Source organism: Pseudomonas putida NBRC 14164 (genome assembly GCF_000412675.1).
GTDB lineage: Bacteria > Pseudomonadota > Gammaproteobacteria > Pseudomonadales > Pseudomonadaceae > Aquipseudomonas > Aquipseudomonas putida.
Genome location: NC_021505.1, coordinates 4,176,557 through 4,199,838 on the forward strand (window position 1 = coordinate 4,176,557; position 23,282 = coordinate 4,199,838).

Consider the following 23,282-nt stretch of genomic DNA (forward strand, 5'->3'; position numbering starts at 1 on the left):
CTGTCACGGCGCCCGCCGGGACGCGGATTTCACTGCACGCTTGCCTGAGGCTTGGCCAACCCCTTCTTCACGCAAACGATTGATCAGCATTTGCGCATTTTCCGCACACTCCATACCTTCGGGCTTACCCTCGATGCCTTGGATGACGAGAAGAAGCTGCGCTTTGTTCTGCGCTAGCCGGTGCTGCAGAACACCAATTTCCTCAACCTTCTGCTTGAGTCCACTGAGCAACTGGTCGTGGTGCCAGCCGCTGGCATTCGTCGGCATCAGTTGCCGTATTTCTTCCAATGAAAACCCCGCCGCCTGCGCTCCGGTGATGATTTCCAGCACCCATTGGGTCTCAGGCGCGTAGTCCCTGTAGCCATTCGCTTTGCGCTCGACAGATCTGATCAAGCCGCTTGCCTCGTAGAACCGGATGCGTGACGGTGCCAGCCCGCTGATTTTCGCCAGTTCGCCAATTCTCATAACCCACCCTGAAAATGCTATCGACCCTGAGTTGACTTTAAAGCTGGAGTCGTCGGTCAGCCAAGCGAATCAGTATTGCCTGGGGCCCGCCTACGTCATATTACTTTCACTGCGCGGCCGATGAACTTGACCGGGCCTGTTGGAGCACCCGTAGGAGAGCCCCCCGCTTTCTCAAGGGTCAGCTCGAACAACTGGTTCGGCTCAAGCGCAGGCAAGCGCCTCAGCGGCACGCGGTACTGTTCGCCCGGTTTGACCAACCCCAGCGAAACAGGTGCGCGCCACTGCTCACCCTTGGTCCAGAACTGCAAAGTCATGCCTTCGGGCACATCGTCCACGCCTAGGGGGATCAGTTCGATCATGCTGGCATCGTTGGCTTGCACTACCCAACCCGGGGCCTGGCCCGACGGCGCCACGAGCACCACCATGTAGGTGGTCACAGGCGGTGCCTTGGTCAACAGCGCCAAGGCCAGAAGCAAACTCGCTGCAAGCCCCGCAGCGCTCAAGCCCTGCCAGAGTCCAAGCCGCTGCCACCAGCCAGCGCGTGGATGCACTGGCGGGAAAGCCTCTTCAAGGCTGCGCTCGATCCGGCCCCACAAGCGGTGGCTTGGCGTGATGGGTTCAACTTGCGTGGTCAGTTCGAGCAGGCGGGCCTCCCAGGCATCAACTGCAGCTCGTACGGCCGGCTCCGTTTTCAACCGGTCCTGCATGGCAGCACGCTGCTCGCCACTCAAGGTACCCAGCACATACTCGGCTGCCAGGTCGTCCAGGTCCTCGGCGCTGTCATCACCTGGGGTACGCTTCATGTCATGCACTCCCGCAGGGCCTTCAGGCTTCGCTTGATCCATGCCTTCACGGTGCCCAACGGCGCACCCAGCAGGGTTGCGATTTCGGCATTGCTGCAACCATCCACATACGCATGCAGGATGCAACGCTGGGGAGCGGGTTGCAGTTGCTCAAGGCAGCGATAGATTTTCGCCGAGCCTGACCATAGTTGCAGGTCGTCCAGCTCCGGGGCCAGGGTTACAGCCGCGATCACGCCAGGCTCGCCCAGGTCGGTTTCCCAGCGGCCGTCACGCACGAAGTTCAGCGCCAGGTGACGGGTGATGCTGTACACCCAGCCTCGGGCTGAACCGCGCGATGGGTCATAGCTGGCAGCACGTGTCCAGATACGCACAAAGGCATCGTGAACGATGTCCTCCGCGCTCGCCTGATCGCGCACGATGCGCCGTGCGACGCCCAGCAAACGTGCCCCCTCATGCTCATACAGCGCCTGCAAGGCGTGGCGGTCTCCTTGGGCACAAGCGGCAAGACAGCCCTCGAAATCAAATGGAACAACGGGCGAATTCAAAATGGGGCGTTCCTTCATCATGAAACCTGGACGGTGCCCTGGCTTAGCGGCCTGGGGCACGTCCAGCAGCGTAGATGATCAATCGCTGGCGTGCCGCTCAAACCCTCGTCACTTGGCGGACCAGAACACGTAGTCCGCCTGGTACTTGACCCTCTGCTGCGCGCCTTTGCTCTGCGCCGTACAGTCCACAGAAGGCGCTACGCCACCGCGAGTCGCCAGGCGCTGGATGTAGCTGACTCCTTGCATCGCGCCATTGCCCTCGGCAGGGTTGGCCTTGACCAGTTGATACGGGATATCGCCTTTGGCCGCCGGGGCGACGGCAAGCTGGGTGCCGGTGACTTTCGAACCGTCCTTGGCCTGCCAGGTGGCCGGAGGACCAAAATAGTCACCTACAGGTTTGCCGCTGCGATCATTGAGCACCGCCTTGGGGCCGACGAAGGTCCACTCCGTCTGGCCTGGCGCATTGGCCTTGTCGCGGCATTCGTAGGTGATCTCACCGACACCGACGGTTTCCAGCATGATGGCGTGGCCATCGGGAACCTTGACCGCCTCCGGGACGCCCGACTGGGCATGGGCGGGGGCAGATGCCAGTACAAGGCAGGCGGCGAGCAGGGAGAAAGCGGGCTTGATGATCATGGGGCGAACTCCGTGGGGGTCATGGGTCAGGCAATCACCGACTGCCTGATAAGAACTACCCATCGGGTGCCGTTCTGGATGCACCGGCTCAACAATAATTTTGCATGCGCGTTATCGATACCGTGCTGACAGCGAAGCAGGCGTGCCACGGTCGACTGATCACGCCGGGGCGGTTACGCTGGCGTTTTCCACCTGCACGGAAGCGCCAGTGAAAGAGTCATACCAAGGAAGCTGCTTGTGCGCAGCGGTCAGTTACCTGCTGCTTACCACGCCAAAAGCTGTGAGCCACTGCCATTGCAGCCAGTGCCGCAAAGGGCACGGGGCAGCATTCGCTTCATACGGCAGCGTTCCGCGTAGCATGCTGCGCATCCTTCGTGGCGCCACCAGTATCAAGACCTATGCGTCTTCGCCGACGGTGGTGCGGGAATTTTGCGTAGAGTGCGGCTCGACCTTGTTCTGGTCACGCTCCGAAGGTGAGTTTGCCGACTGGGTTTCGATAGCACTTGGCACGCTTGATACACCGTTCCTGCCCAAGAAGCAGAAACATCTGCACGTCGACTCTGCTGCCCCTTGGTGCTTTCCGTTCATCCCGTCTGATTGCAAGAGCAGATCAGTTGACCGCTGAGTTCGATGCAACGGCGCTGCCATCCACGGTGGCGTCAGGATAATCCGCAACAGAGCAATCACGGCTAGGCACCTCGATGCCTGAACAACGGATGCTAGCGCTCACCGCACCCTCCGGAGACTTCGCTCGTTGACTGACTCACAGCACAGCCCTGCCTATGCAAAACGGTTCGAAGCCGTGCTTGCCTACATCGACAGCCACCTCGAAGGTGACCTGTCGGTGAATGCCTTGAGCCGCATCGCCAACTTTTCGGCGTTTCACTTTCACCGGCAGTTCACGGCATACATGGGCGTTCCGGTTTCACGGTATGTGCAACTGATGAGGCTTCGACGTGCGGCGCACCAACTGGTCGCCTTGCCCGCAACACCCGTTCTGGACGCCGCATTCGGCGCCGGCTTCGAAAGCCCCGAAGCCTTTTCCAGGGCGTTCAAGCGTGCGTTCGGCATGGCGCCGAGCGTGTTCGCCAAGGCGCCGAACTGGCAGGCCTGGAGTGCGGTATTCGTTGTTCCACGCCTTTGCAGGAGTATCACCATGCAGATCCGTATAGTGGAGTTCGCCGAAACCCGCGTGGCCGCGCTCGAACACCGAGGGCCGCCCAGCCTGGTCGGTGAAAGCGTTGCGCGTTTTCGCCAATGGCGCATAAACAGCGGCCAGTCGCCGGTGGCCAGCAGCCGCACCTTCGGCATCCCCTACGACAACCCCGACACCACCCCGCCCCACGCCTTTCGCTTCGCCGTTTGTGGGGAGATGAACGAGGCCGTGCAGCCCAATGAGTTCGGTGTGCATGAACGGGTTATACCGGCGGGCCGTTGTGCCGTGATTCGGCATAGCGGCTCGCCTGACTACATTGGCGAAACCATCTACCCGCTGTACCGGGACTGGTTGCCGTCGAGCAATGAAGAACTGCGCGACCATCCGTTGTTCTTCCAATACCTGAGCGTGTATCCGGAAACGCCACTGGAGCAGTGGGAAACGGATATCTATGTGCCGCTGAAGTAGGCCGGGCCAAGGGTGGCAGCAGCAGCCAGCCACTCAAACAACTGCCGAGCAGCCGCGCCCAAAGGCCGGTCGTTACTATGGACCAGGTAATAGTTTTTCCCAGTCAGCAGGACATGGGGGAACAGCTGTACCAAACTGCCCTGCGCCACGTCGTCCTCCACCAACCAAGGGCTGGTCAGCACAATGCCCTGGCTGCGCCGTGCAGCATCGATGGCCATTTCCGACTGATCGAAACGCAAGTCGCTCTTCAACCTGTCGAAGGACATTCCGACTTGCCCTAACCATCGCGACCAATTGGCGTGAGAGGTGGTATAGAGCACCGTCGCGCGTACCATGTCCTCGATGACGGACAGTTGCAGACGCTCGCGGTATTCAGGGCTGCAATAGACGCGAGCTTCATCACGCAGCAGCAACTTCACCTGGAGGTCGAGGGCTTGGCCGTCGAAATGGCGTACGGCCAGATCATAAGTGCCCGACTGAAAGTCGACAGGCGCCACGGATGCGCTCACGTGAAGCTTCAACTCTGGATACGAACGGGTCAGGTCAGGCATCCGGCGGGCAAACCAAGTGTTCGCGAACGCGGGTGGCAGGCTCAGATGCACGTCGAATTCGCCGCTGCGCTGCAGCGCAAGATTGGCGTGTTCAAGCTGCTGAAGCGCTGGCTTGACTTGCGCCCAATAGCGCAGTGCTTGTTCGGTCGGCTGTAGCCTGCGCACGCTGCGCACGAACAGAGAGGTACCCAGCCAGTCTTCCAGCTTGCGAATCTGTTGTCCCACCGCCCCAGGCGTAACGAACAGTTGCTGAGCTGCCAGTACCGCACTGCCGGTGCGCATGACAGCGTCGAAACAGACAATGGCCTTCATCGGGGTATCGGCTCGCATAGCGTAGTTTTTCTCTTTCATACCGTCACGAGAGATGATTTGTACCGGGTTGGCCATCTCACCACAATCACCTCAGCAATCTTGCCGGCCCGAGGGGTACAACACGTGAACGTTCTGATTATCCATGCCCATCCCGAACCTTGCTCCTTCAATGGCGCCATGACCCGGACTGCGGTGCGTACGCTTACCCGGCTAAACCATGAAGTGCGGGTAAGTGACCTTTATGCCATGGGCTGGAACGCCGTACTGCAGGCAGAGGATTTCTCCGAGCGGGTCGATGGGCACTTTTTTGACCCCGCCACGGAGCAGGCGCACGCTCAGGTTACTGCGACGGTATGTAGCGAGGTTAAGGCCGAGCAGGACAAGGTCGCATGGGCCGAGCTGGTGATTTTCCAGTTTCCGATGTGGTGGTTTTCCATGCCAGCCATGCTCAAGGGCTGGGTTGATCGTGTCTTGAGCCGCGGTTTCGCCTATTCCACCGGGCGCAAGTACGATACCGGACACCTCAAGGGCAAATGCGCAATGCTCAGCCTCACCACAGGTACCGCAAGCACCCTGTACGCACCCAACGGCATTGACGGTGATCTGCACCACATTCTCTGGCCCATTCACAACGGCATACTGGCGTACACCGGTTTTACCGTGCTCCCCCCCTTTGCCGCGTGGATGCCCGCCCAGGTCAGCCAACAGCAACGGGAGGATTATCTGCTGCAGTATGCCGAGCGGCTATCACGGCTGGGCGATATGCAACCGCTGTTCTTTCATCCACGGCAGGATTACGACGAGCATCAACAGCTCAAGCCAGGCATACCCGCCCGTTCGGGCGTCCAGTGGAATCCCCGCGCTGGCCAGACCTTCGAAGCGTCTGCGAGCAAGAATTTTGATAGTGCTGCAAATGGAGAATCATCGTGAAGGGCTATTGGATCATTTTCGGTGCCGAGGTAAACGACGCCGATGCACAGCAGGAATATGGCCGACTGTGGGCACCCATCAGTGAGAAGTACAATGCCAAGGTCAAGGTTCTGAAGCCTGGGACATTGGTCGAGGCCCAATCCAGCCAGCGCGTGCTTGTGGTCGAGTTCCCTAGCTACGCGCAAGCCAAGAACTGTTATAGCGATCCTGATTACACCGCCGCAAAACAGTTCGCGCTTCGCGCCTATTGCCGCGAACTGATCATTATTGAAGGCGATCTCGCCTAGCCTCATCGCTAGGGGAGACTATCGGCGTCAGGGCCCAGAGCTTTCCGGGATACTGAAGGCGAGCGACCTCATTGCTGTAGTGCCGCGTCGCTTAGCGGCGGATGTCGATAGTCTCGTCATGCTTTAGCCAGTTTGTGGCCAGCCCCCTCCGGCCCTTCTCGTCGTTTTGTTCAAACCTGAGCTAGCTGCTCCCGGGCGAACGTCTGGGCTTCTTGGTAGACTAATACACCTTTTTCTTGAGGCAGATCTGGACGGTATAGCTCACCGTCCCAGCAGCCTTTTTCCTTGCTCTGATAGTTGCCATGGTTTTCGGTGGTACAAGCGTGATTGGCATTGGTACATCGTACCAGTGCGCAACCAAAAAGCGCCCAAAACCCCGAAAAATGGTACCAAAATGCGTAGACCAGAATGCCCCTAGAATCAGCCCCAAAGCCAGAAACCACGCGCCCTGAGCCGTCACGCCGCTTCAGCGTTGCACCGATGATGGACTGGACAGACCGCCACTGCCGCTTCTTCCTGCGCCTGCTCTCCAGTCAAACCTTGCTCTACACCGAAATGGTCACCACCGGTGCCCTGCTGCACAACGACGCCCACCGTTTCCTGCGCCACGATGCCTCCGAGCACCCGCTGGCCCTGCAACTGGGCGGTAGCGTACCCGCCGACCTCGCAGCCTGCGCACGCCTGGCCGAGGACGCGGGCTATGACGAGGTCAACCTCAATGTCGGCTGCCCGAGCGACCGGGTGCAGAACAACATGATCGGCGCTTGCCTGATGGCTCACCCGGCGCTGGTGGCCGATTGCGTGAAGGCCATGCGGGATGCGGTGTCGACACCGGTGACGGTCAAGCACCGTATCGGCATCAATGGCCGCGACAGCTACGCCGAACTGTGCGATTTCGTCGGACAGGTACGTGAGGCTGGGTGCCGGAGTTTTACCGTGCATGCGCGTATCGCGATTCTGGAGGGGCTGTCGCCGAAGGAAAACCGCGAGGTTCCGCCCCTGCGCTATGACGTCGCGGCGCAGCTGAAGGCGGACTTCCCGGACTTGGAAATCGTGCTCAATGGCGGGATCAAGACCCTGGCAGAATGCCAGGCACACCTTGAAACCTTCGATGGTGTGATGCTGGGGCGTGAGGCGTATCACAACCCTTACCTGCTGGCCGAGGTCGACCAGCAGCTGTTTGGCAGCGATGCGCCGGTGATCAGCCGTAGCGAGGCGTTGGCGCAGTTGCGGCCATATATCGTGGCGCACATGGAAAGCGGTGGCGCGATGCACCACGTTACCCGGCATATTCTGGGGCTGGCCCAAGGGTTCAAAGGGGCGCGGCGCTTCCGTCAGTTGCTGTCGGCAGACATTCACAAGGCGGCGCAGCCGCTGGCAGTGTTTGACCAGGCGGTGGAATTGCTGCAAGGCCGGTGATACTACCCGTGCACGCAACCCGGCGGCTCCTACAGACGATCGTGCGAGCTTGAGAATTGCAGTATGTGGAACCTCAAGGCAGCCGGGCACTCGAATCTTCACCTTATGTACAGCCCTTCGTGGGCAAGCCCGCTTCTACAGGCCCTTGAGCGGCTGTCGGGGCTCGGGTAATGTCGAGTAAATGCACAGGACAGAGCACGCCCATGACTTCCAAGCTGGAACAACTGAAGCAGTTCACCACCGTGGTCGCCGACACCGGGGACCTGGACGCCATCACCCGGCTGAAGCCGGTCGATGCCACCACCAACCCGTCCCTGCTGCTAAAGGCCGCCGCCATCCCGGGCTACGCCGACCTGCTCAAGCAGGTGAAGGCCGATGCCAAGGGCGATGTCGACCTGGCCTGCGACAAGTTCGCGGTCGCCGTGGGTTCAGGCATTCTCAAGGTCATTCCGGGGCGTATCTCCACCGAGGTGGATGCTCGCCTGTCGTTCGATGAACCGGCGCTGCTGAACAAGGCCCGCCAGCTGATCGGGCTGTATGACGCGGCCGGGGTCTCCAAAGACCGCGTGCTGATCAAGCTGGCCTCCACCTGGGAAGGCATCCGTGCTGCCGAGCAGCTGGAGAAGGAAGGCATCCAGACCAACCTCACCCTGCTGTTCTCCTTCGCCCAGGCCCAAGCCTGTGCCGATGCAGGGGTGTTCCTGATTTCGCCATTTGTGGGCCGTATCTACGACTGGTACAAGAAGAGCACCGGCACGGATTATGTGGGCGCCGACGACCCAGGCGTGCAGTCGGTGACGCGCATCTATGACTACTACAAGGCCAATGGCTACGACACCGTGGTCATGGGCGCCAGCTTCCGCAATATCGGCCAGATCGAACAACTGGCGGGCTGCGACCGCCTGACCATCAGCCCTGAACTGTTGCAGAAGTTGAGCGATGACCAGGGTGAACTGCCGCGCGTGCTCAAGCCAGGCAATGCCGGCGAGGCCAAGCAGCAGCTGAATGAAAGCCAGTTCCGCTGGGCAATGAACGAAGATGCCATGGGCACCGAGAAGCTGGCCGAGGGTATTCGCCAGTTTGCGCGGGACCAGGAAAAACTGGAGAAGTTGATGGCTGAAAAAGCCTGACACATATCGAATTTGCCTGACGGGCGGGAAGTGTTCAGCATTTTCCGCCCGTTTTTGTTTGCTATCGTTTCCGCGCCAGGCTTTAGCATTTTCTTGAATCCAAGGGCCCTTTCGCGGACAAGCCCGCTCCCACAGGTAAAGTGCAGCCCTTGAGTGCAGTGCCGTACCTGTGGGAGCGGGCTTGCCCGCGAAGGGGTCGACTAGCCTTCAGAGCTGTTGATGACCCCATCCTTGCCCCTTGTACTCACCGGCCCGGTACTGCGCCGCCTGGAACCCCAGCGCCTGGCCATCTGGCTGGTCGCCACCCAACCGCTGCAACCCGAATTCATCTTCCCGGCAAGCGAGGCCAAGGTGGATTGCCAGGTCGTCCCGGTCGGCCAGCACGCTTTCATTCACCTGCTGGAAATCCACTTCGCCAACCCCCTGCCCTGCAACCAGCAGCTCGACTACGACCTGCTCATCAACGGCCAGGGCATCGCGGGCTGGGCGCCGCACCTGCTCTACCCCGGCACCCAGCGCCCGAGCCTGGTGCTGCGCGACCGTCTCGACCACTTGCTGCACGGTTCTTGCCGCAAGCCGCACCACCCCGCTGCCGATGGCTTGCTGTGCGCTGACCGCCTGCTGCAGGCCTGCGAGCAGCCTGAAGATCGCCCGGCCGTGCTGCTGATGACCGGCGACCAGGTGTACGCCGACGATGTCGCCGGCCCGATGCTGCGTGCTATCCATAGCCTGATTGAGCGCCTGGGCCTGTTCGACGAGCAGCTGGATGGCGCCGTGGTTGCCGACAGCCAGGCGCTGTACCAGCACCCGGCCAGCTACTACCACCGCGCCGACCTGCTGCCGGCGCAGGAAACCAACGACACCTTGCGCGAGCGGTTTTTTGGCGGCAAGCGCAAGCCGATTTTTTCGTCCAGCAACGCCGACAACCACCTGGTGACCTTCGCCGAGGTCATGGCCATGTACCTGCTGGTGTGGTCACCCGTGCCGTGGCAGCTGGTGGACATGGCGATGCCCAGCGGGCTGACCGACCAGCGCCAGGCACGTTATCGACAGGAGCTGCCGCTTATCCAGGGGTTTGCCGGGAACCTTGGCCAGGTGGCGCGGGTGATGGCCCACCTGCCCTGCCTGATGATCTTCGACGACCACGACATCACCGACGACTGGAACCTCTCGGCACAGTGGGAAGAAACCGCCTACGGCCACCCCTTCTCGCGGCGGATCATTGGCAACGCACTGCTTGGCTACCTGCTGTGTCAGGCCTGGGGCAACGATCCGGACAGCTGCAAGCCCCTGGTCAGGCAATGCCAGGCCTTGTGCAGCCAGGCCCGCGATGAACTGATCGGCGAACTGCTGCGCTTTCAGGGCTGGCAATTCAGCTTGCCGACAAACCCTCCCTTGCTGGTACTGGACACCCGTACCCGCCGCTGGCGCAGCGAAAGCAACCTGGCCAAGCCGTCCGGCCTGCTTGACTGGGAAGCGCTGAGCGAGTTGCAGCAGGCCCTGCTCGACCACCCGTCAGCGGTGATTGTCTCGCCTGCGCCAATTTTTGGCGTGAAGCTGATCGAGACTGTGCAGAAGGTGTTCAGCTGGCTGGGGTACCCGCTTTTGGTGGATGCCGAAAACTGGATGGCCCACCGAGGTGCGGCGCAGGTCATCCTCAACATCTTCCGCCACTCGCGCACGCCGGGGCACTACGTGGTGTTGTCCGGGGATGTGCACTATTCGTTCGTCTATGAAGTGCTGATCCGCCACCGCCAGCGCAGCCCGCATTTGTGGCAGGTGACCAGCAGCGGGATCAAGAACGAGTTCCCCCGGCGCCTGCTGGATGTACTCGACCGGCTCAACCGCTGGCTGTATGCACCGCGCTCGCCGCTGAACTGGTTTACCAAGCGCCGGGAGATGGAAGTGGTGCCGCGTACGCCCAGCCACAGCAAGGCCGGGGAGCGTTTGTGGAACGGTGCGGGGCTGGGGCAGGTGTTCTTTGATGAGCAGGGGCGGCCGATGCGGGTGTATCAGCTCGATGCGGGTGGGGGTGAGGCTACCGAGTTTACTGGCTGAGTCTGGTCTTCAGTCTGTGCTGGCCTCTTCGCGGGTAAACCCGCGAAGAGGCCGGCACAGGTCAAGAATCAGGTGCGCTCCAGCGCATTGACCAGGTCATGGAAGGCTTCGCGGTTGGAGTCGTTCAGGCCCATGAGGATCTTGTGCGCCTCCAGCACCTTTGAGCGCACCACCTCTTCGTTCTGGTCCTGCGACGGCAGGTCGGTCAGGCACTCGGGGCACGGAATCGGGCGATCGACGATGTTGAACACCTGATCGAAACCCATCGACTGCAACAACCGGGAAATGTCCGGGTTGGTGGTGACCACGGTCGGCAACAGGCCTACCTTCTGCCGCGACAGGATCGACAGCTTGGCCAGCAGGCCCAAGGTGGTGCTGTCGATACTCTCGGTTTCGGTAAGGTCGATGACAATCGCCGAGAAGTTCAACGCCGTGAATATCTTCTCGATCGTCGCATCCAGCGCCGAACACAGGGTCAGGCGCACTTCACCGACGAACTTCAATACGAAGGTACCACTCTGCTCGGCGAACTGGATTCTACCGGTACTCATTGAAGGTTCCTGCTCAACACCAATAGGGCGATATCATCCGGCATATCCCCAAGCGTAGCTAATCCGAATCGTTGACGCAGCCCATCCAGGCTGCCACCTGCTGCCTTGACGATCTCCGGCAAGGCAGCCTCTTTATCTTTGAGCGTGTCACCCGGCAAAAGGTCCAGAATGCCATCGGACATCAGGCTGAGGCTGAACTGAGGTGGCAGCTCCACCACCAAGTCCTGGTAGGTAGCCTCGTCGAACAGCCCCACCGGCAGGCCACGGCCTTCCAGGTAACGGGTATGCCCGGGGGTATGCAGCACGGGCAGCGGCAAGTGGCCACCCACGGCGTAGGTCAACAGACCAGCCTCTTCGTCGATCACCCCGCCAACCATGGTCACGTGCTTGCCCAGCTTGCTATTGATCAGGCCGCGGTTGATGTGGCTGAGCACTTCGGACGGTTTGAACTCGCGCATCCTGCTGCGCTTTAGCTCAAACATGAGCCGCGTGGTCATGAATTTCAACAGCACGGTGACAAAGGCCGACGACGCGCCATGCCCGGATACATCGGCGAGGTAGAAGGCAATACGCCGCTCGTCGACGCGGAAGTAATCGACAAAATCACCCGACAGGTACAACGACGGGATGATCTGGTGCTCGAAGGCGAACTCGCCAGCTACCCAGGGGCTTTCCGGCAGCATGTTCATCTGCACCTGGCGACCGGCGGTCTGGTCCTCCTGCAGCAGGTGCAGGCTGGCTTCCAGTTCGCGGTTGGCCGTTTCGAGCTTGTCGCGGTAGCGTTGGTTTTCCAGCACCAGTCGCGAGCGGTCGAGGGCGCGGCGCACCGAATGCTCAAGCACGGCCAGATCTTCCAGCGGCTTGATCAGGTAGTCGGCGGCGCCCAGGCGCAAGGCTTCCACCGCATCACTCATGACACCGGCCCCAGACACCACGATCACCGGCAACTGCGGCGCACGCTCGCTGACCTGACGGATCAGTTCGAGGCCGCCCATCTGCGGCATGCGCAGATCGCAGATCACGAGGTCGGGCTGGTGTTCTTCGAAGACCTGAAGCCCCTGCTGGCCATTACCGGCCTGGAGGACGCTGAAGCCACTGTCTTCAAGATAGGCGGCGAGGCTCGCACGGACCACGTCGTCGTCATCGATAATCAGCAGCGTTGCACTGGTTTTCTGCATGTGGGCGAACGGCGCCGATTTGGGTGGGTGCAGCGGTGTCGGCAAAGCAGACGGCCAGCTACGGGAATTCTCTGTGGTCACACTCTACTTGAGTTGTAGGACAAGAACACCTGCCCGGCAACTGTTCAGAGGTACCTTGTAAGGCGCAGACGGTACTCCCATCCGGCAGGCGTTTCAAGCATGCGAGGGTCGACCTCGCCGCTCTTTACAGGGCAAATCACTGGGAGTTATAAGAAAGTCGACCAGCGTACCCCGATGGGAAGGATGCAGCATGCCGCACACACCCTCCAGCCACAGCGAAAAACGCGATTTCATCCGCATGCGCATCGATACCGCGGTCAGCCTGCTGCATGAGGGCCAGGTGATCGCAGCCGTGTGCCTGGACCTGTCCAGCAGCGGCATGCAAGTGCAGGCGCCGCAACGCTTCCAGGTGGGGGATCATATCGAGGTGCGGATCGAGTCCGACCACCCGGCGCTGAAAGGGCTGCATGCCAGCACCGAAGTGGTATGGATTGCCGACCAGCCGGGTGGGCAGCAGAAGTTCGGGCTGCGCGTGCTGGCCATGCATTGAAAAGGGGCCTGAAGCGGCCCCTGTTCACAGATCAGAAGTCGTCTTCGACTTCGCCATCCTTGACCTTGAACTCGCGGTTCTGCAGGTAGGCGTTACGAATGAAGATGTACTTGTCACCCTGTATCAGCTTCTCGGCAGAGAGCAGGTCGGCACGCGTGTCGATCACGTCCAGGGCAAAGATCGAATTGCGCGTCGGCACATGGTCGATGTAGCGGTAAGGCTTGGTGTAGCTGTCCGGGTACTTGGCAACGCCGTCACGCACCGTGCTGGGCCCCAGCAGCGGGATGACCACGTACGGGCCGCTCGGCATACCCCAGTAGCCCAGGGTCTGGCCGAAGTCTTCGTCATTGCGCTGCAGGCCCATCTTGGTGCCCACGTCGAAGAAACCGCCCAGGCCGAAGGTGGTGTTGACGATCAGCCGCGCCGTATCCACCCCCGCAGCATGAGGCTTGAGCTGCAACACGTCGTTGGCCAGGTTGGTCACATCACCCAGGTTGCGGAAGATGTTGTGGATGCCATCTTCAAGGAACTGCGGAGTGACCGCCTGGTAGCCCTTGGCCAATGGCTTGAGGGCATAGGTGTCGAGGGTATCGTTGAAGCGGAAGATCGGCCGGTTGACCGCTTCCCAGGGATCTTCCTCGGTGGCTGCCTGGGTGGCTGCCACGGGCGCCAGCAGCATGCTGGCGCAGACACAGGCCTGGGTGACTCGTTCGATCACACTGGCACCGATCCTACGCATAGATGTCTCTCCATCGAATTTCTCGGCCGCAAACGCAACGGGTCGCGCTGCTGGTAAGGCGGCAGTATAGAGGCTTGCGGCCTGATAAACAGCTTTACACATGTTTGCTCAATATTTTGTGAACAACTGTTGCAGGGGCGCCGATGTCACAGGGCGGTAACAATCACCGAATAGCCTGCGGACTATTTGGGGGAAGTTGCCATGGACGCTGCACCCGCCTTCACTGCTGTGCTGTTCGGCTTGCGCGGCTGCCTGGTGCAGGCCGCCAATGGTGGCGCCCCCTCGCCCGCACCCGGCGCCCTGGCTGCCCTCGCCAGCCTGCGCCAGCACCAGGTGCCGTGCATCTGGCTGGATGACCTCAGCGCCACCCAAAGCAAGCGCCTGGCACACGTACTGCCCGACTGGCTGCCGGGGCATTCGGTAAACGGCGTACGCTGGCCGGCGCCCAACGCCTGTTGGCAGGCACTGATGACCCTGGACAGCGAACGCCTGGATGGCTGCGTGCTGGTCAGCGGCGACCCGCGCCTGCTGCAGTCCGGGCTTAACGCGGGCTTGTGGACGGTGGGCCTGGCCGCCTGCAGCCCGTTCTGCGACCGCAGCTCGCGGCAATGGCAAGCCATGACCTCGCAGCAACAGGACGTGGCCCGTGGCAAGGCAACGCTGGAACTGTTCGGCCTGGGCGTGCACTCGGTAATCGACCACCTGGAGGCGCTGGACACCTGCCTGCAGGACATCGCCCAGCGCCGGCGCAAAGGTGAAAAACCCTGATACAGCACCTTTGACGCGGATCATGCAAAGCGGCGGCAGGTGGATTACGCTGAAGACAGGCCAGAACCTTTGCCGCTTCGCTGAGGTCCATGGTTTGCCAAGCCCTTGATGGAGAACTACCAATGCCTGCCCGCGAATTGCAAGAGCGCCTGAACAGCTTGCGCGAGCAACTGGACCGCAACGTACCGCTTACAGAAGAAGAGCTGACCACGTTGCACGAAGAGGCGCGTCAGATCGAGGCGCAACTGAAACTGGAGGAAGCCACGCCAGACAACAACCTGGTAGACAGCGTGCATCTGGCAATCGAACGCTTCGAGGCCGATCACCCGGACGCCACGGCAACTCTGCGCAGCATTGTCAACTCGCTGCACAGCATGGGGATCTGAAACAGCTGGGGCTGCTCGGCAGCCCATTCGCAGCACAAGGCTGCTCCCACAGGTTCAGCGCAAAACCCTGATCATGCGCTGAAACTGTGGGAGCGGCCTTGTGTCGCGAAAGGGGCGCAGAGCGCCCCCAATGTACTTGAGCCTTACTGCCGAACCAGCCGCTTGTTATCCGGGCTGATCGCCCCGGTGCTACGGTACGGGTTGATATCCAGCCCACCCCGGCGCACATACCGCGCATACACCGTCAGATGCTCCGGCTGCAGCAGGTTCTTCAAATCCAGGTAAATGCGCTCGACGCATTGCTCATGGAAGTCGGCGTGCTGTCGGAAGCTGATCAGGTAAGTCAGCAGGCTGGCGTGGTCCAGCGCCCTGCCCTTGTACTCGACCACCACGCTGCCCCAGTCCGGCTGGCCGGTTACCGGGCAGTTGGACTTCAGCAGGTGGCTGTGCAAGGTTTCTTCCACCACGTGCTCCGGGTTGCAGCGCAGCAGCTCTGGCTGCGGCTGCTCGTAGTTGCTGATGGCAACGTCCAGCGCATCGATGCACAGCCCCGGCAAGGCTTCCACGCCTTGGGCCTCGACTTCAGCCAAGGTACGAACCTTCACCCCCACCGGCTTGCCAGCCGCGGCAGACAGGTCTTTCTCCAGGCAGGCCTGCAATTCGCCCAGGGAGGCAAACACCGTCTGGTTCAGCGAGTTGAGGTACAGCTTGAACGACTTGGACTCGATGATGTTCGGCGAGTCGGCCGGGATGGCGAACTCGCCGATCGCCACCACCGGTTTGCCCGACGGCAGCAGCCAGCTCAGCTCGAAGCAGTTCCAGTAATCCACGCCCTGCCAGGGCAAGGTCTGCGCGGTGACGCCCAGCTCGGCCCACTTGGCAGTACGCGGGATCGGGAACAACTGCTCCGGGGAGTAGGTGGCGATGTATTCGCTGGACTTGCCCAGCGGCGAGTGTTCGGCAGCAGGATGCATGGAAACTGACCTAGAGGTTCGAAATTGCCCCTAGTCTACCGGTTTTGCACCCTGCCTTGGAGCGCAAGTCACTCGATGGTCAACGCCCCGACCATGCCAGCCTGATAATGCCCCGGCACGTTGCAGGCAAACTCGATGGGCGCCGACTTGCGGAAGGCCCAGGTCAGCTCGGCGCGCTGGCCTGGCATGACCAGCACCGTGTTGCCACCACCGTGGCCATGGCCGACGCCGTGATCCATCATCTGCCCGTGGTCCATGCCTTCGTGGTTCATGGCCTCGGTGAACATCTTGCCTTGCATGGCGACCATTTCCTTCTGGTGCTCGGCATGCATGGCCTTGTCACCCAGGTTGAATTCATGCGGCAGCTTACCCTCGTTGACCAGTACGAAGCGCACCGTCTCGCCGGCTTTTACCTGCAGGTTTTTGGGCTCGAAGGCGATGTCCTTGAGCACCACGTTCACCGTGCGGGTGGCTTTGTTCGCCGGGGCCGGCTCGCCAAAGGCGAAAGTTTGCGCCTCGCCGGCAAAGGTCGGCAGGCTGGCCAGGGCGAGGGCGGCGGCGATGAACAGGCGTTTCATGATGACTCCGGAAATGTACAACAGGATGAGGCCACCTTAGTCACGGGCGACTGGCAGCTACCTGACAGGGAGATTACAACTTTGTCAGCTTGGGCGTGCCTGCGCTTCGTCACGTATCATTTCAGCCACTACACCGCCTGCCTCCACAGGGCAGGTACAAACTTTCAAATTATGGACAGTGCATGAAACTGCTGATCGTCGAAGACCAGGCCCGCACCGGCCAGTACCTGAGCCAGGGCTTGAGCGAGGCCGGCTTCGCCACCGAGCTGGCCACCGATGGCGAAACCGGCCAGTTACTGGCCCTGACCGGCGACCACGACCTGCTGATCCTCGACGTAATGTTGCCTGGCCGTGACGGCTGGCAGATCCTCCAGGCCGTGCGCCAGGCCGGCCTGGATACGCCAGTGCTGTTCCTCACCGCCCGCGATGCCGTCGAGGACCGCGTGCATGGCCTGGAGCTGGGCGCCGACGACTATCTGGTCAAGCCGTTCGCCTTTTCCGAACTGCTGGCCCGGGTGCGCAGCCTGCTGCGCCGTGGCACCAGCCCCAGCCAGGACACCACCCTGAACCTGGCCGACCTGCGCCTGGACCTGATCCGCCGCCGCGCCGAGCGCGCCGGCCAGCGCATCGACCTGACCGCCAAGGAGTTCGCCCTGCTCGAACTGCTGCTGCGCCGCCAGGGCGAGGTATTGCCAAAATCGCTGATCGCATCGCAGGTGTGGGACATGAATTTCGACAGCGACACCAACGTGATCGAAGTGGCGATCCGCCGCCTGCGCCTGAAAATCGACGACCCGCACCCGAACAAGCTGATCCACACCGTACGTGGCATGGGCTATGTGCTCGAAGAGCGCACGGAATGATGCGCAGGGTTTCCCTCGGCAGCCGTCTGGCCCTGTTGTTCGCCGCCTGCACCGCCGCCGTTTCGCTGGGCGCCGGCGTGTTGTTCAACCGGGCCAGCGAGCAGCACTTCGTCGAACTCGACCAGCAACTGCTGGACTCGCGCCTGTCACTGTTCCGTACGCAACTGGCTGGCATCACCACCCCAACCGAGCTGCAGGCACGGCTGCCCGCCCTGCGCGATGAGCTGAGCCACCAGGCCGACCTGGCGCTGCGCATCAGCGGCAGCGACGGCACCACCTGGTTCGAAAGCCGCACCGGGCTACCGCAGGCACCGCTGCCCGCCGGGCTGGCCACCCTGCATGCACAAGGCACCGACTACCGCAGCGTGGCTGTGCACCTGGCGCAGGGCGCCGTGCAGTCGCCACAACTGGCCCTGTACCTCGACATCACCCACCACCAGCATTTCCTGCAGGGCATGCAACGCCTGATCTGGCTGACAGTCGGCCTTTCAGCGCTGGCCACCGCGCTGCTCGGCGCCTGGGCGGTACGCAGCGGCCTGCGTCCGTTACGGCAGATGGGCCAGGTGGCCGCCAGCGTGTCGGCACGCTCGCTCACCACACGCCTGCCGGTGGCGCAAATGCCCGAAGAGCTGGCCGAACTGGCCACCAGCATGAACGCCATGCTGCAGCGCCTGGACGATGCCTTCCAGCGCCTGTCGGCATTTTCTGCCGACATTGCCCATGAGCTGCGCACGCCGCTGTCCAATCTGCTAACTCATACCCAGGTTACCCTCACCCGCCCGCGCAGCCTTGAGGAGTACCGCGAAGCGCTGCATGGCAACCTGGAAGAACTGCAGTGGATGGCGCAGATGATCAACGACATGTTGTTCCTGGCCAAGGCCGACCACGGCCTGCTGGTGCCAGGGCAAGCGCCTTTGGCGTTGCATGACGAGGTGGATGCGCTGCTGGAGTACTACGCGCCGCTGGCCGAAGACAACAATGTGCAGATGCTGCGCGAGGGGGAGGCTGTGCTGCACGGTGACCGGCATATGCTGCGCCGGGCGCTGTCCAACCTGCTGGATAACGCCATGCGCTTTACCCCGGCGGGTGGGCAGATAAGGGTAACGCTGGCGTCTGGGCCGAGAATCAGCGTGGCCAATACCGGGCCGGCCATCGAGCCAGCTGCTTTGCCGCGGTTGTTCGACCGCTTTTACCGTGTGGACCCGGCACGGCGCGAAGGCAGTAGCGAGCATGCTGGGTTGGGCTTGGCGATTACCCGGTCAATCGTGCAGGCCCATGGCGGGGGCATTCGGGCGGAATGTGAAAATGGGTGGACACGGTTCGTCATCGAGTTCAGCCAGGATCGGTGAAATCGGGGCTGCTTCGCAGCCCATCGCCGGCAAGCCAGCTCCCACAGGACTGCATCAAGCCCGAAAGCCTGCGCGGTACCTGTGGGAGCTGGGGCTGCTGTGCTGCCCATTGCCTGCAAGCCGCCCCCCACAGGTACGCATCAAGCCGAGAGCCTGCGCGGTACCTGTAGGAGCTGGGGCTGCTGTGCTGCCCATTGCCTGCAAGCCGCCCCCACAGGTACGCATCAAGCCGAGAGCCTGCGCGGTACCTGTAGGAGCTGGGGCTGCTGTGCTGCCCATTACCTGCAAGCCGCCCCCCACAGGTACGCATCAAGCCGAGAGCCTGCGCGGTACCTGTAGGAGCTGGGGCTGCTGTGCTGCCCATTGCCTGCAAGCGCCCCCCACAGGTACGCATCAAGCCGAGAGCCTGCGCGGTACCTGTAGGAGCTGGGGCTGCTGTGCTGCCCATTGCCTGCAAGCCGCCCCCCACAGGTACGCATCAAGCCGAGAGCCTGCCCGGTACCTGTAGGAACTGGGGCTGCTGTGCTGCCCATTGCCTGCAAGCCGCCCCCACAGGTACGCATCAAGCCGAGAGCCTGCCCGGTACCTGTGGGAGCTGGCTTGCCGGCGATAAGGCCCTCGAACCTACCTCAAACCGCCAGTCCAATCGCCGGCTGCACCTGCGACGCCCGATAAGCCGGGTAAATGGTCGCCAGGAAGCTCATCACCAACCCGGCCGTGCAGATCATCACCACATCGCCCCACTGCAATTGCGACGGCAAGCTGCTGACGAAGTACACGTCCGACGTAAAGATGTGCTGCCCACTCACCCGCTCCAGCCAACCCACGATCTGGCTGACATTGAACGCCGCAATCACGCCCAGCACGCCGCCGATCAACGTCCCGACCACACCAATCAGGCTGCCCTGGACCATGAACGTGCCCATGATCTGCGCGGGTGTAGCACCCAAGGTACGCAGAATGGCAATGTCCGGCCCCTTGTCGTTCACCACCATCACCAAGGTGGCAATGATATTGAAGGCCGCCACGGCGATGATCATCATCAGCAGCAGCCCGATCATGGTCTTTTCCATCTTCATGGCGCTGAACAGGCTGCCCTGGGTGTGCGACCAGTCATCGGCGCGGTAGGCATCACCCAGCCCGGCTGCAATCGCCCTGGACACCTGCGGGGCCGCATACAGGTCATGCAGCTTCAGGCGCACGCCCTGCACCTGGCCCGGTGCCCAGCGTTGCATCTCGCCGGCATCAGCCACGTGGATATAGGCCTGCGAACCATCCAGCTCGGCGCCGACCTTGAAGATACCAACCACCGTCAGGCGCTGCATGCGCGGGGTGATACCACCCGGTTCCTTGCTGATTTCCGGCACGATCAGGGTCAGTTTGTCGCCGGTGTTAAGGCGGAAGCGCCGCGCGGTCAATTCACCGATTACCACACCGAACTCACCCGGCTGCAGGTCCTGCAGGCGGCCCTGGACAATGTGCTGGCCAACGATCGAGACCTTGCCCTCTTCGGCCGGGTCGATACCGCCCACCTGGATCGGCTGCATCGCACCCTTGTACGACAGCATGCCCTCCATTTCGGTAATCGGCGCAGCCGCCACCACCGCCGGGTTCTGCAGGGCTGCGTCGGCCACCTTGTGCCAGTCGTCCAGCGGCTGCACGCCGAGGATGGCGGCATGCGGTACCAGGCCGAGAATGCGCGAGCTCATTTCGCGCTGGAAGCCGTTCATCACCGACAGCACCACGATCATCGCCAGCACGCCCAGCGACAGGCCGATCATCGAGGTCATCGAGATGAACGAGATGAAGTGGTTGCGGCGCTTGGCTCGGGTGTAGCGCGCGCCGATGAAGATGGGCAAGGGTCTGAACATGTACGAAATCACCCAATGAAAACAGGAAAACGGGGCGGCACCTGCCACCCCGAGCAGTCGATCAGATCGCCACCAGGTGGCCGTCGTCGAGCTTCAATACACGGTCCATCTGACGCGCCAGGTTGAGGTCGTGGGTCACCACCAGGAACGCCGTGCGCGACGAACTGGACAGCTCTTGCATAAGCTCCTGGATACCTTGGGCGGTATGGTGGTCGAGGTTGCCGGTAGGCTCATCGAGCATCACCAGGCCGGGGCGGTTGACCAGTGCCCGGGCAATCGCCACACGCTGGCGCTCACCGCCGGACAGCTCGGCCGGCTTGTGGCTCAGGCGGTGGCCCAGGCCCACGCGCTTGAGCAGCGCTTCGGCACGCTCCCGGGCCTCGGGGATGGGCGTGCGGCCGATCAGCAGCGGCATGCACACGTTCTCGATGGCGGTGAATTCCGGCAACAGGTGGTGAAACTGATAGACAAATCCCAGCTCACGGTTGCGCAGCAGGCCACGGGCACGTTCACCCAGCGCCGACAGCTCTTCGCCAGCCAGCCAGACACTGCCCTGGGTCGGCCGATCAAGGCCGCCCAGCAGGTTGAGCAAGGTACTCTTGCCCGAGCCGGAGCTACCGACAATGGCCACCCGCTCACCGGCATGCAGCTCAAGGTTGAGCCCGGACAGCACCTTCACCGATTCCGGGCCTTCGTCGTAAGACTTGCCCAGGTTGCGGCAACTCAGAACGGCTTTATCACTCATGCGCGACTCACTCATAACGTAGCGCCTCTGCAGGCTGGGTGCGGGCCGCACGCCAGGCCGGGTACAGGGTGGCGAAGAAACTCAGGACCAGCGCCGCACCGCAGACCATGTACACGTCCTGGGACTGGATCTGCGACGGCAGGTAATCGATGAAGTACACGTCGGCGTTCAGGAACTTGTGCCCGATCAGCTTCTCGATGCCGGCGATCGCCGCACTCACGTTCAGCGCGGCAACGATCCCGACCACGGCGCCGATCAGGGTACCGATCACCCCGATCACCGTGCCCTGGACCATGAAGATGAGCATGATCTGCCCGGGGGTGGCGCCCAGCGTGCGCAAGATTGCAATGTCGCCGCGCTTGTCGTTGACCACCATCACCAGGGTGGAAATGATGTTGAACGCCGCCACCGCCACGATCAGCAGCAACAGCAGGCCGATCATGGCCTTTTCCATGCGGATGGCCTGGTACAGGTTGCCGTGGGTGCGGGTCCAGTCACGGCTATAGAATTCCTGGTCACCCAGCTGTTGTGCGATGCTCCAGGCCACGCGCGGCGCCTGGAACAGGTCGTCGAACTTCAGGCGCAGGCCCTGCACCTGGTCGGGCTTCCAGCGGTGCAGGCGGGAAAGGTCGCTGATGTTGGTCAACCCCAGGTAACCGTCGATCTCGCCCGCGCCCACGTGGAAGGTGCCAACCACGGTGAAGCGCTTCATGCGCGGGAACATGCCAGCCGGCGTCACGCTGACCTCGGGGGCGACGAAGGTGAGTTTGTCGCCGATGGCCACACCCAGCTTGGCCGCAGCCTTGTCGCCGATCATGATGCCCCACTCACCCGGCGCCAGTTGGTCGAGGCGGCCTTGCAGGACGAAGTTGTCGATGATCGACACCTCGCGCTCGCGGGCCGGGTCGATGCCGTTGAGCAGCACCTTCTGCACCTTGCCATCATGGGTCAGCAGGCCCTGCATCTGGGTGAACGGCGCAACCGCCACCACCTGCGGATTCTGCTTTACTTGTTGGGCAAGGGCAGGCCAGTCAGCAATGGGCTGGCCGCTCTCCAGCGTGGCATGGGGGATCATGCCCAGCACGCGGGTGCGCATTTCGTGGTCGAAACCGTTCATCACCGACAGCACCACGATCATCACCACCACGCCCAGGGCGAGGCCGATCATCGAGGTCAGGGAAATGAACGAGACGAAGTGATTACGGCGTTTGGCACGGGTATAACGCGTGCCTATGAATGCGAAAAGAGGTCTGAACATGTCGGGGCTTGTTCGGATGAAAGGGAACGTCCTTGTGGCGAGGCGCCTACGGCGGCTTTACACTCGGACCACCGCCGCTACCTTGGGTTCGCCATGACGACATTAGACGAAGAAGATCGCCGCGAATACTACCGCATCGAAGATCGGATCGCACTTCAAATCAGCCCCCTCAGCGCGGCCGAAGCCCTTGAGCCAGATGTATTGCAAGATGATTCCCCGCTGTTCAACCTGCTCAGCGAGCTGCACCTGTCCGACTTCGAGTCGCAGCACCTGCTGCGTCAGCTAAGCGACAAGGACCGCACCCTCGCGGCCTTCCTGCGGGCGCAGAACAAACGCCTCGACCTGCTCAGCGCAGTCGTTGCCCAGACCCTGCTCGGCGAAGTAGGCCAGCCTCTGCCGGTGGTCCTCTCCGAAGGCGGTATCGAATTCGCGCAGGCGACGCACATTGCCCCGGGCACCCGGGTAAAAGTGAAGATGGTGCTGATGCCGCGCGCCCACGGCTTGCTGCTGCGCGGCAAGGTCACCCATTGCGACCCCTGCCCCGAGGGCGGCTTCGAGGTCGGCACCGAATTCATCGACATGACCGACGCCCAGCGCCAACTGCTGGCTCGCTACATCCTGCAGCGCCAGCAACAACAACGGCGCCAGCAGCTGGAACAGAACGATCCCGCCTCATGACCCTGTTTTTCTC

Annotated in this window: 26 protein-coding genes; 13 read left to right on the forward strand and 13 right to left on the reverse strand. The window is 62.0% G+C overall.

Annotation, left to right across the window (positions count from 1 at the left end; genetic code table 11):
- Positions 1-3: 3 nt before the first annotated feature.
- From PP4_RS18480 to PP4_RS18495, 4 genes are all read right to left on the reverse strand, one after another.
- Positions 4-465: a MerR family transcriptional regulator gene (locus tag PP4_RS18480; RefSeq protein ID WP_016500703.1), complete on the reverse strand. Its 462-nt coding sequence runs from the start codon at positions 463-465 to the stop codon at positions 4-6.
- A gap of 95 nt (positions 466-560) precedes the next feature.
- Positions 561-1,268, reverse strand: coding sequence for an anti-sigma factor (locus tag PP4_RS18485; protein ID WP_016500704.1), 708 nt, complete (start codon positions 1,266-1,268; stop codon positions 561-563).
- On the reverse strand, positions 1,265-1,813 hold the full coding sequence (locus PP4_RS18490) for a sigma-70 family RNA polymerase sigma factor (RefSeq protein WP_041168100.1): 549 nt from the start codon (positions 1,811-1,813) through the stop codon (positions 1,265-1,267). The genes PP4_RS18485 and PP4_RS18490 overlap by 4 nt, the downstream gene beginning before the upstream one ends.
- A gap of 108 nt (positions 1,814-1,921) precedes the next feature.
- On the reverse strand, positions 1,922-2,449 hold the full coding sequence (locus tag PP4_RS18495; RefSeq protein WP_016500706.1) for a DUF3455 domain-containing protein: 528 nt from the start codon (positions 2,447-2,449) through the stop codon (positions 1,922-1,924).
- Positions 2,450-2,657: 208 nt separating this feature from the next.
- Between PP4_RS18495 and PP4_RS28140 the strand changes: the two genes are divergently transcribed.
- Both PP4_RS28140 and PP4_RS18500 read left to right on the forward strand, forming a co-directional pair.
- Positions 2,658-3,074 (forward strand): GFA family protein, encoded by a 417-nt coding sequence (locus PP4_RS28140; RefSeq protein WP_080642804.1) that lies wholly within the window; start codon positions 2,658-2,660, stop codon positions 3,072-3,074.
- 129 nt (positions 3,075-3,203) lie between these two features.
- The gene (locus PP4_RS18500; protein ID WP_016500708.1) at positions 3,204-4,073 is read left to right on the forward strand and encodes an AraC family transcriptional regulator; all 870 of its coding nucleotides are present in this window, start codon (positions 3,204-3,206) and stop codon (positions 4,071-4,073) included.
- Here PP4_RS18500 and PP4_RS18505 read toward each other — a convergent pair.
- A complete protein-coding gene (locus tag PP4_RS18505) occupies positions 4,055-5,011 on the reverse strand; it encodes a LysR substrate-binding domain-containing protein (RefSeq protein WP_016500709.1) in 957 nt (318 codons plus the stop codon). The two genes, PP4_RS18500 and PP4_RS18505, sit on opposite strands and share 19 nt — an antisense overlap.
- 48 nt (positions 5,012-5,059) lie before the next feature.
- Here PP4_RS18505 and PP4_RS18510 point away from each other — a divergent pair, with 48 nt between their 5' ends.
- From PP4_RS18510 to PP4_RS18530, 5 genes are all read left to right on the forward strand, one after another.
- Entirely contained in the window at positions 5,060-5,866 is an 807-nt protein-coding gene (locus PP4_RS18510; protein WP_049824920.1) for an NAD(P)H-dependent oxidoreductase, read from the forward strand.
- Entirely contained in the window at positions 5,863-6,153 is a 291-nt protein-coding gene (locus PP4_RS18515) for a DUF1330 domain-containing protein (RefSeq protein ID WP_016500711.1), read from the forward strand. The genes PP4_RS18510 and PP4_RS18515 overlap by 4 nt, the downstream gene beginning before the upstream one ends.
- Before the next feature lie 408 nt (positions 6,154-6,561).
- Positions 6,562-7,572, forward strand: a complete 1,011-nt coding sequence (dusA, locus tag PP4_RS18520; protein WP_041167810.1) for a tRNA dihydrouridine(20/20a) synthase DusA — start codon at positions 6,562-6,564, stop codon at positions 7,570-7,572.
- Between the two features lie 203 nt (positions 7,573-7,775).
- Positions 7,776-8,702, forward strand: coding sequence for a transaldolase (gene tal, locus PP4_RS18525; RefSeq protein WP_016500713.1), 927 nt, complete (start codon positions 7,776-7,778; stop codon positions 8,700-8,702).
- A 219-nt stretch (positions 8,703-8,921) separates the two neighbouring features.
- Complete coding sequence (locus tag PP4_RS18530; protein ID WP_016500714.1) at positions 8,922-10,760, forward strand: alkaline phosphatase D family protein; 1,839 nt, start codon at positions 8,922-8,924, stop codon at positions 10,758-10,760.
- A 68-nt stretch (positions 10,761-10,828) separates the two neighbouring features.
- Here PP4_RS18530 and rssC read toward each other — a convergent pair whose 3' ends face one another.
- Positions 10,829-11,311, reverse strand: coding sequence for an anti-sigma factor antagonist RssC (rssC, locus tag PP4_RS18535; RefSeq protein ID WP_016500715.1), 483 nt, complete (start codon positions 11,309-11,311; stop codon positions 10,829-10,831).
- Complete coding sequence (gene rssB / locus PP4_RS18540; RefSeq protein WP_016500716.1) at positions 11,308-12,489, reverse strand: two-component system response regulator RssB; 1,182 nt, start codon at positions 12,487-12,489, stop codon at positions 11,308-11,310. Before rssB ends, rssC begins: the two co-directional genes overlap by 4 nt.
- A gap of 271 nt (positions 12,490-12,760) precedes the next feature.
- On the opposite strand from rssB, the gene PP4_RS18545 reads away from it, so the two are divergent.
- Entirely contained in the window at positions 12,761-13,060 is a 300-nt protein-coding gene (locus PP4_RS18545; RefSeq protein ID WP_016500717.1) for a PilZ domain-containing protein, read from the forward strand.
- Positions 13,061-13,091: 31 nt separating this feature from the next.
- On the opposite strand, the gene PP4_RS18550 is transcribed toward PP4_RS18545, so the two are convergent.
- Positions 13,092-13,799 (reverse strand): MlaA family lipoprotein, encoded by a 708-nt coding sequence (locus PP4_RS18550; protein WP_016500718.1) that lies wholly within the window; start codon positions 13,797-13,799, stop codon positions 13,092-13,094.
- A 201-nt stretch (positions 13,800-14,000) separates the two neighbouring features.
- On the opposite strand from PP4_RS18550, the gene PP4_RS18555 reads away from it, so the two are divergent.
- Both PP4_RS18555 and PP4_RS18560 read left to right on the forward strand, forming a co-directional pair.
- A complete protein-coding gene (locus PP4_RS18555; protein ID WP_016500719.1) occupies positions 14,001-14,567 on the forward strand; it encodes a hypothetical protein in 567 nt (188 codons plus the stop codon).
- Between the two features lie 122 nt (positions 14,568-14,689).
- The gene (locus PP4_RS18560) at positions 14,690-14,953 is read left to right on the forward strand and encodes a DUF4404 family protein (RefSeq protein WP_016500720.1); all 264 of its coding nucleotides are present in this window, start codon (positions 14,690-14,692) and stop codon (positions 14,951-14,953) included.
- A 143-nt stretch (positions 14,954-15,096) separates the two neighbouring features.
- Here the strand turns inward: PP4_RS18560 and queF are convergent, their stop codons facing one another.
- Both queF and PP4_RS18570 read right to left on the reverse strand, forming a co-directional pair.
- Positions 15,097-15,927 (reverse strand): NADPH-dependent 7-cyano-7-deazaguanine reductase QueF, encoded by an 831-nt coding sequence (queF, locus tag PP4_RS18565; RefSeq protein WP_016500721.1) that lies wholly within the window; start codon positions 15,925-15,927, stop codon positions 15,097-15,099.
- Between the two features lie 68 nt (positions 15,928-15,995).
- Positions 15,996-16,505 (reverse strand): cupredoxin domain-containing protein, encoded by a 510-nt coding sequence (locus PP4_RS18570; RefSeq protein ID WP_016500722.1) that lies wholly within the window; start codon positions 16,503-16,505, stop codon positions 15,996-15,998.
- Positions 16,506-16,687: 182 nt separating this feature from the next.
- Between PP4_RS18570 and cinR the strand changes: the two genes are divergently transcribed.
- Together cinR and PP4_RS18580 are read left to right on the forward strand one after the other, a co-directional pair.
- Positions 16,688-17,368 (forward strand): two-component system response regulator CinR, encoded by a 681-nt coding sequence (gene cinR, locus PP4_RS18575; protein WP_016500723.1) that lies wholly within the window; start codon positions 16,688-16,690, stop codon positions 17,366-17,368.
- Positions 17,365-18,717: a heavy metal sensor histidine kinase gene (locus PP4_RS18580; protein WP_016500724.1), complete on the forward strand. Its 1,353-nt coding sequence runs from the start codon at positions 17,365-17,367 to the stop codon at positions 18,715-18,717. Before cinR ends, PP4_RS18580 begins: the two co-directional genes overlap by 4 nt.
- Positions 18,718-19,346: 629 nt before the next feature.
- Here PP4_RS18580 and PP4_RS18585 read toward each other — a convergent pair.
- The 3 genes from PP4_RS18585 to PP4_RS18595 form a co-directional block, all read right to left on the reverse strand.
- Positions 19,347-20,588 (reverse strand): lipoprotein-releasing ABC transporter permease subunit, encoded by a 1,242-nt coding sequence (locus tag PP4_RS18585; RefSeq protein ID WP_016500725.1) that lies wholly within the window; start codon positions 20,586-20,588, stop codon positions 19,347-19,349.
- Between the two features lie 61 nt (positions 20,589-20,649).
- Entirely contained in the window at positions 20,650-21,333 is a 684-nt protein-coding gene (lolD, locus tag PP4_RS18590; protein WP_169725112.1) for a lipoprotein-releasing ABC transporter ATP-binding protein LolD, read from the reverse strand.
- A gap of 7 nt (positions 21,334-21,340) precedes the next feature.
- A complete protein-coding gene (locus PP4_RS18595) occupies positions 21,341-22,591 on the reverse strand; it encodes a lipoprotein-releasing ABC transporter permease subunit (RefSeq protein ID WP_016500727.1) in 1,251 nt (416 codons plus the stop codon).
- Between the two features lie 93 nt (positions 22,592-22,684).
- On the opposite strand from PP4_RS18595, the gene PP4_RS18600 reads away from it, so the two are divergent.
- Positions 22,685-23,269, forward strand: coding sequence for a PilZ domain-containing protein (locus PP4_RS18600; protein ID WP_041167812.1), 585 nt, complete (start codon positions 22,685-22,687; stop codon positions 23,267-23,269).
- The last annotated feature ends 13 nt before the right edge of the window (positions 23,270-23,282 follow it).

Excerpts from the sequence above, each read along its gene's own strand:
- PP4_RS18495 (WP_016500706.1), bottom strand. The coding sequence starts at position 2,449 with ATGATCATCAAGCCCGCTTTCTCCCTGCTCGCCGCCTGCCTTGTACTG.
- dusA (WP_041167810.1), top strand. The coding sequence starts at position 6,562 with ATGCCCCTAGAATCAGCCCCAAAGCCAGAAACCACGCGCCCTGAGCCG.
- PP4_RS18570 (WP_016500722.1), bottom strand. The coding sequence starts at position 16,505 with ATGAAACGCCTGTTCATCGCCGCCGCCCTCGCCCTGGCCAGCCTGCCG.
- PP4_RS18580 (WP_016500724.1), top strand. The coding sequence starts at position 17,365 with ATGATGCGCAGGGTTTCCCTCGGCAGCCGTCTGGCCCTGTTGTTCGCC.
- queF (WP_016500721.1), bottom strand. The coding sequence starts at position 15,927 with ATGCATCCTGCTGCCGAACACTCGCCGCTGGGCAAGTCCAGCGAATAC.
- rssB (WP_016500716.1), bottom strand. The coding sequence starts at position 12,489 with ATGCAGAAAACCAGTGCAACGCTGCTGATTATCGATGACGACGACGTG.
- PP4_RS18550 (WP_016500718.1), bottom strand. The coding sequence starts at position 13,799 with ATGCGTAGGATCGGTGCCAGTGTGATCGAACGAGTCACCCAGGCCTGT.
- PP4_RS18555 (WP_016500719.1), top strand. The coding sequence starts at position 14,001 with ATGGACGCTGCACCCGCCTTCACTGCTGTGCTGTTCGGCTTGCGCGGC.
- PP4_RS18595 (WP_016500727.1), bottom strand. The coding sequence starts at position 22,591 with ATGTTCAGACCTCTTTTCGCATTCATAGGCACGCGTTATACCCGTGCC.
- rssC (WP_016500715.1), bottom strand. The coding sequence starts at position 11,311 with ATGAGTACCGGTAGAATCCAGTTCGCCGAGCAGAGTGGTACCTTCGTA.
- PP4_RS18530 (WP_016500714.1), top strand. The coding sequence starts at position 8,922 with ATGACCCCATCCTTGCCCCTTGTACTCACCGGCCCGGTACTGCGCCGC.
- PP4_RS18600 (WP_041167812.1), top strand. The coding sequence starts at position 22,685 with ATGACGACATTAGACGAAGAAGATCGCCGCGAATACTACCGCATCGAA.
- PP4_RS18585 (WP_016500725.1), bottom strand. The coding sequence starts at position 20,588 with ATGTTCAGACCCTTGCCCATCTTCATCGGCGCGCGCTACACCCGAGCC.
- PP4_RS18485 (WP_016500704.1), bottom strand. The coding sequence starts at position 1,268 with ATGAAGCGTACCCCAGGTGATGACAGCGCCGAGGACCTGGACGACCTG.
- lolD (WP_169725112.1), bottom strand. The coding sequence starts at position 21,333 with ATGAGTGATAAAGCCGTTCTGAGTTGCCGCAACCTGGGCAAGTCTTAC.
- PP4_RS18480 (WP_016500703.1), bottom strand. The coding sequence starts at position 465 with ATGAGAATTGGCGAACTGGCGAAAATCAGCGGGCTGGCACCGTCACGC.
- tal (WP_016500713.1), top strand. The coding sequence starts at position 7,776 with ATGACTTCCAAGCTGGAACAACTGAAGCAGTTCACCACCGTGGTCGCC.
- PP4_RS18545 (WP_016500717.1), top strand. The coding sequence starts at position 12,761 with ATGCCGCACACACCCTCCAGCCACAGCGAAAAACGCGATTTCATCCGC.
- cinR (WP_016500723.1), top strand. The coding sequence starts at position 16,688 with ATGAAACTGCTGATCGTCGAAGACCAGGCCCGCACCGGCCAGTACCTG.
- PP4_RS18560 (WP_016500720.1), top strand. The coding sequence starts at position 14,690 with ATGCCTGCCCGCGAATTGCAAGAGCGCCTGAACAGCTTGCGCGAGCAA.
- PP4_RS18505 (WP_016500709.1), bottom strand. The coding sequence starts at position 5,011 with ATGGCCAACCCGGTACAAATCATCTCTCGTGACGGTATGAAAGAGAAA.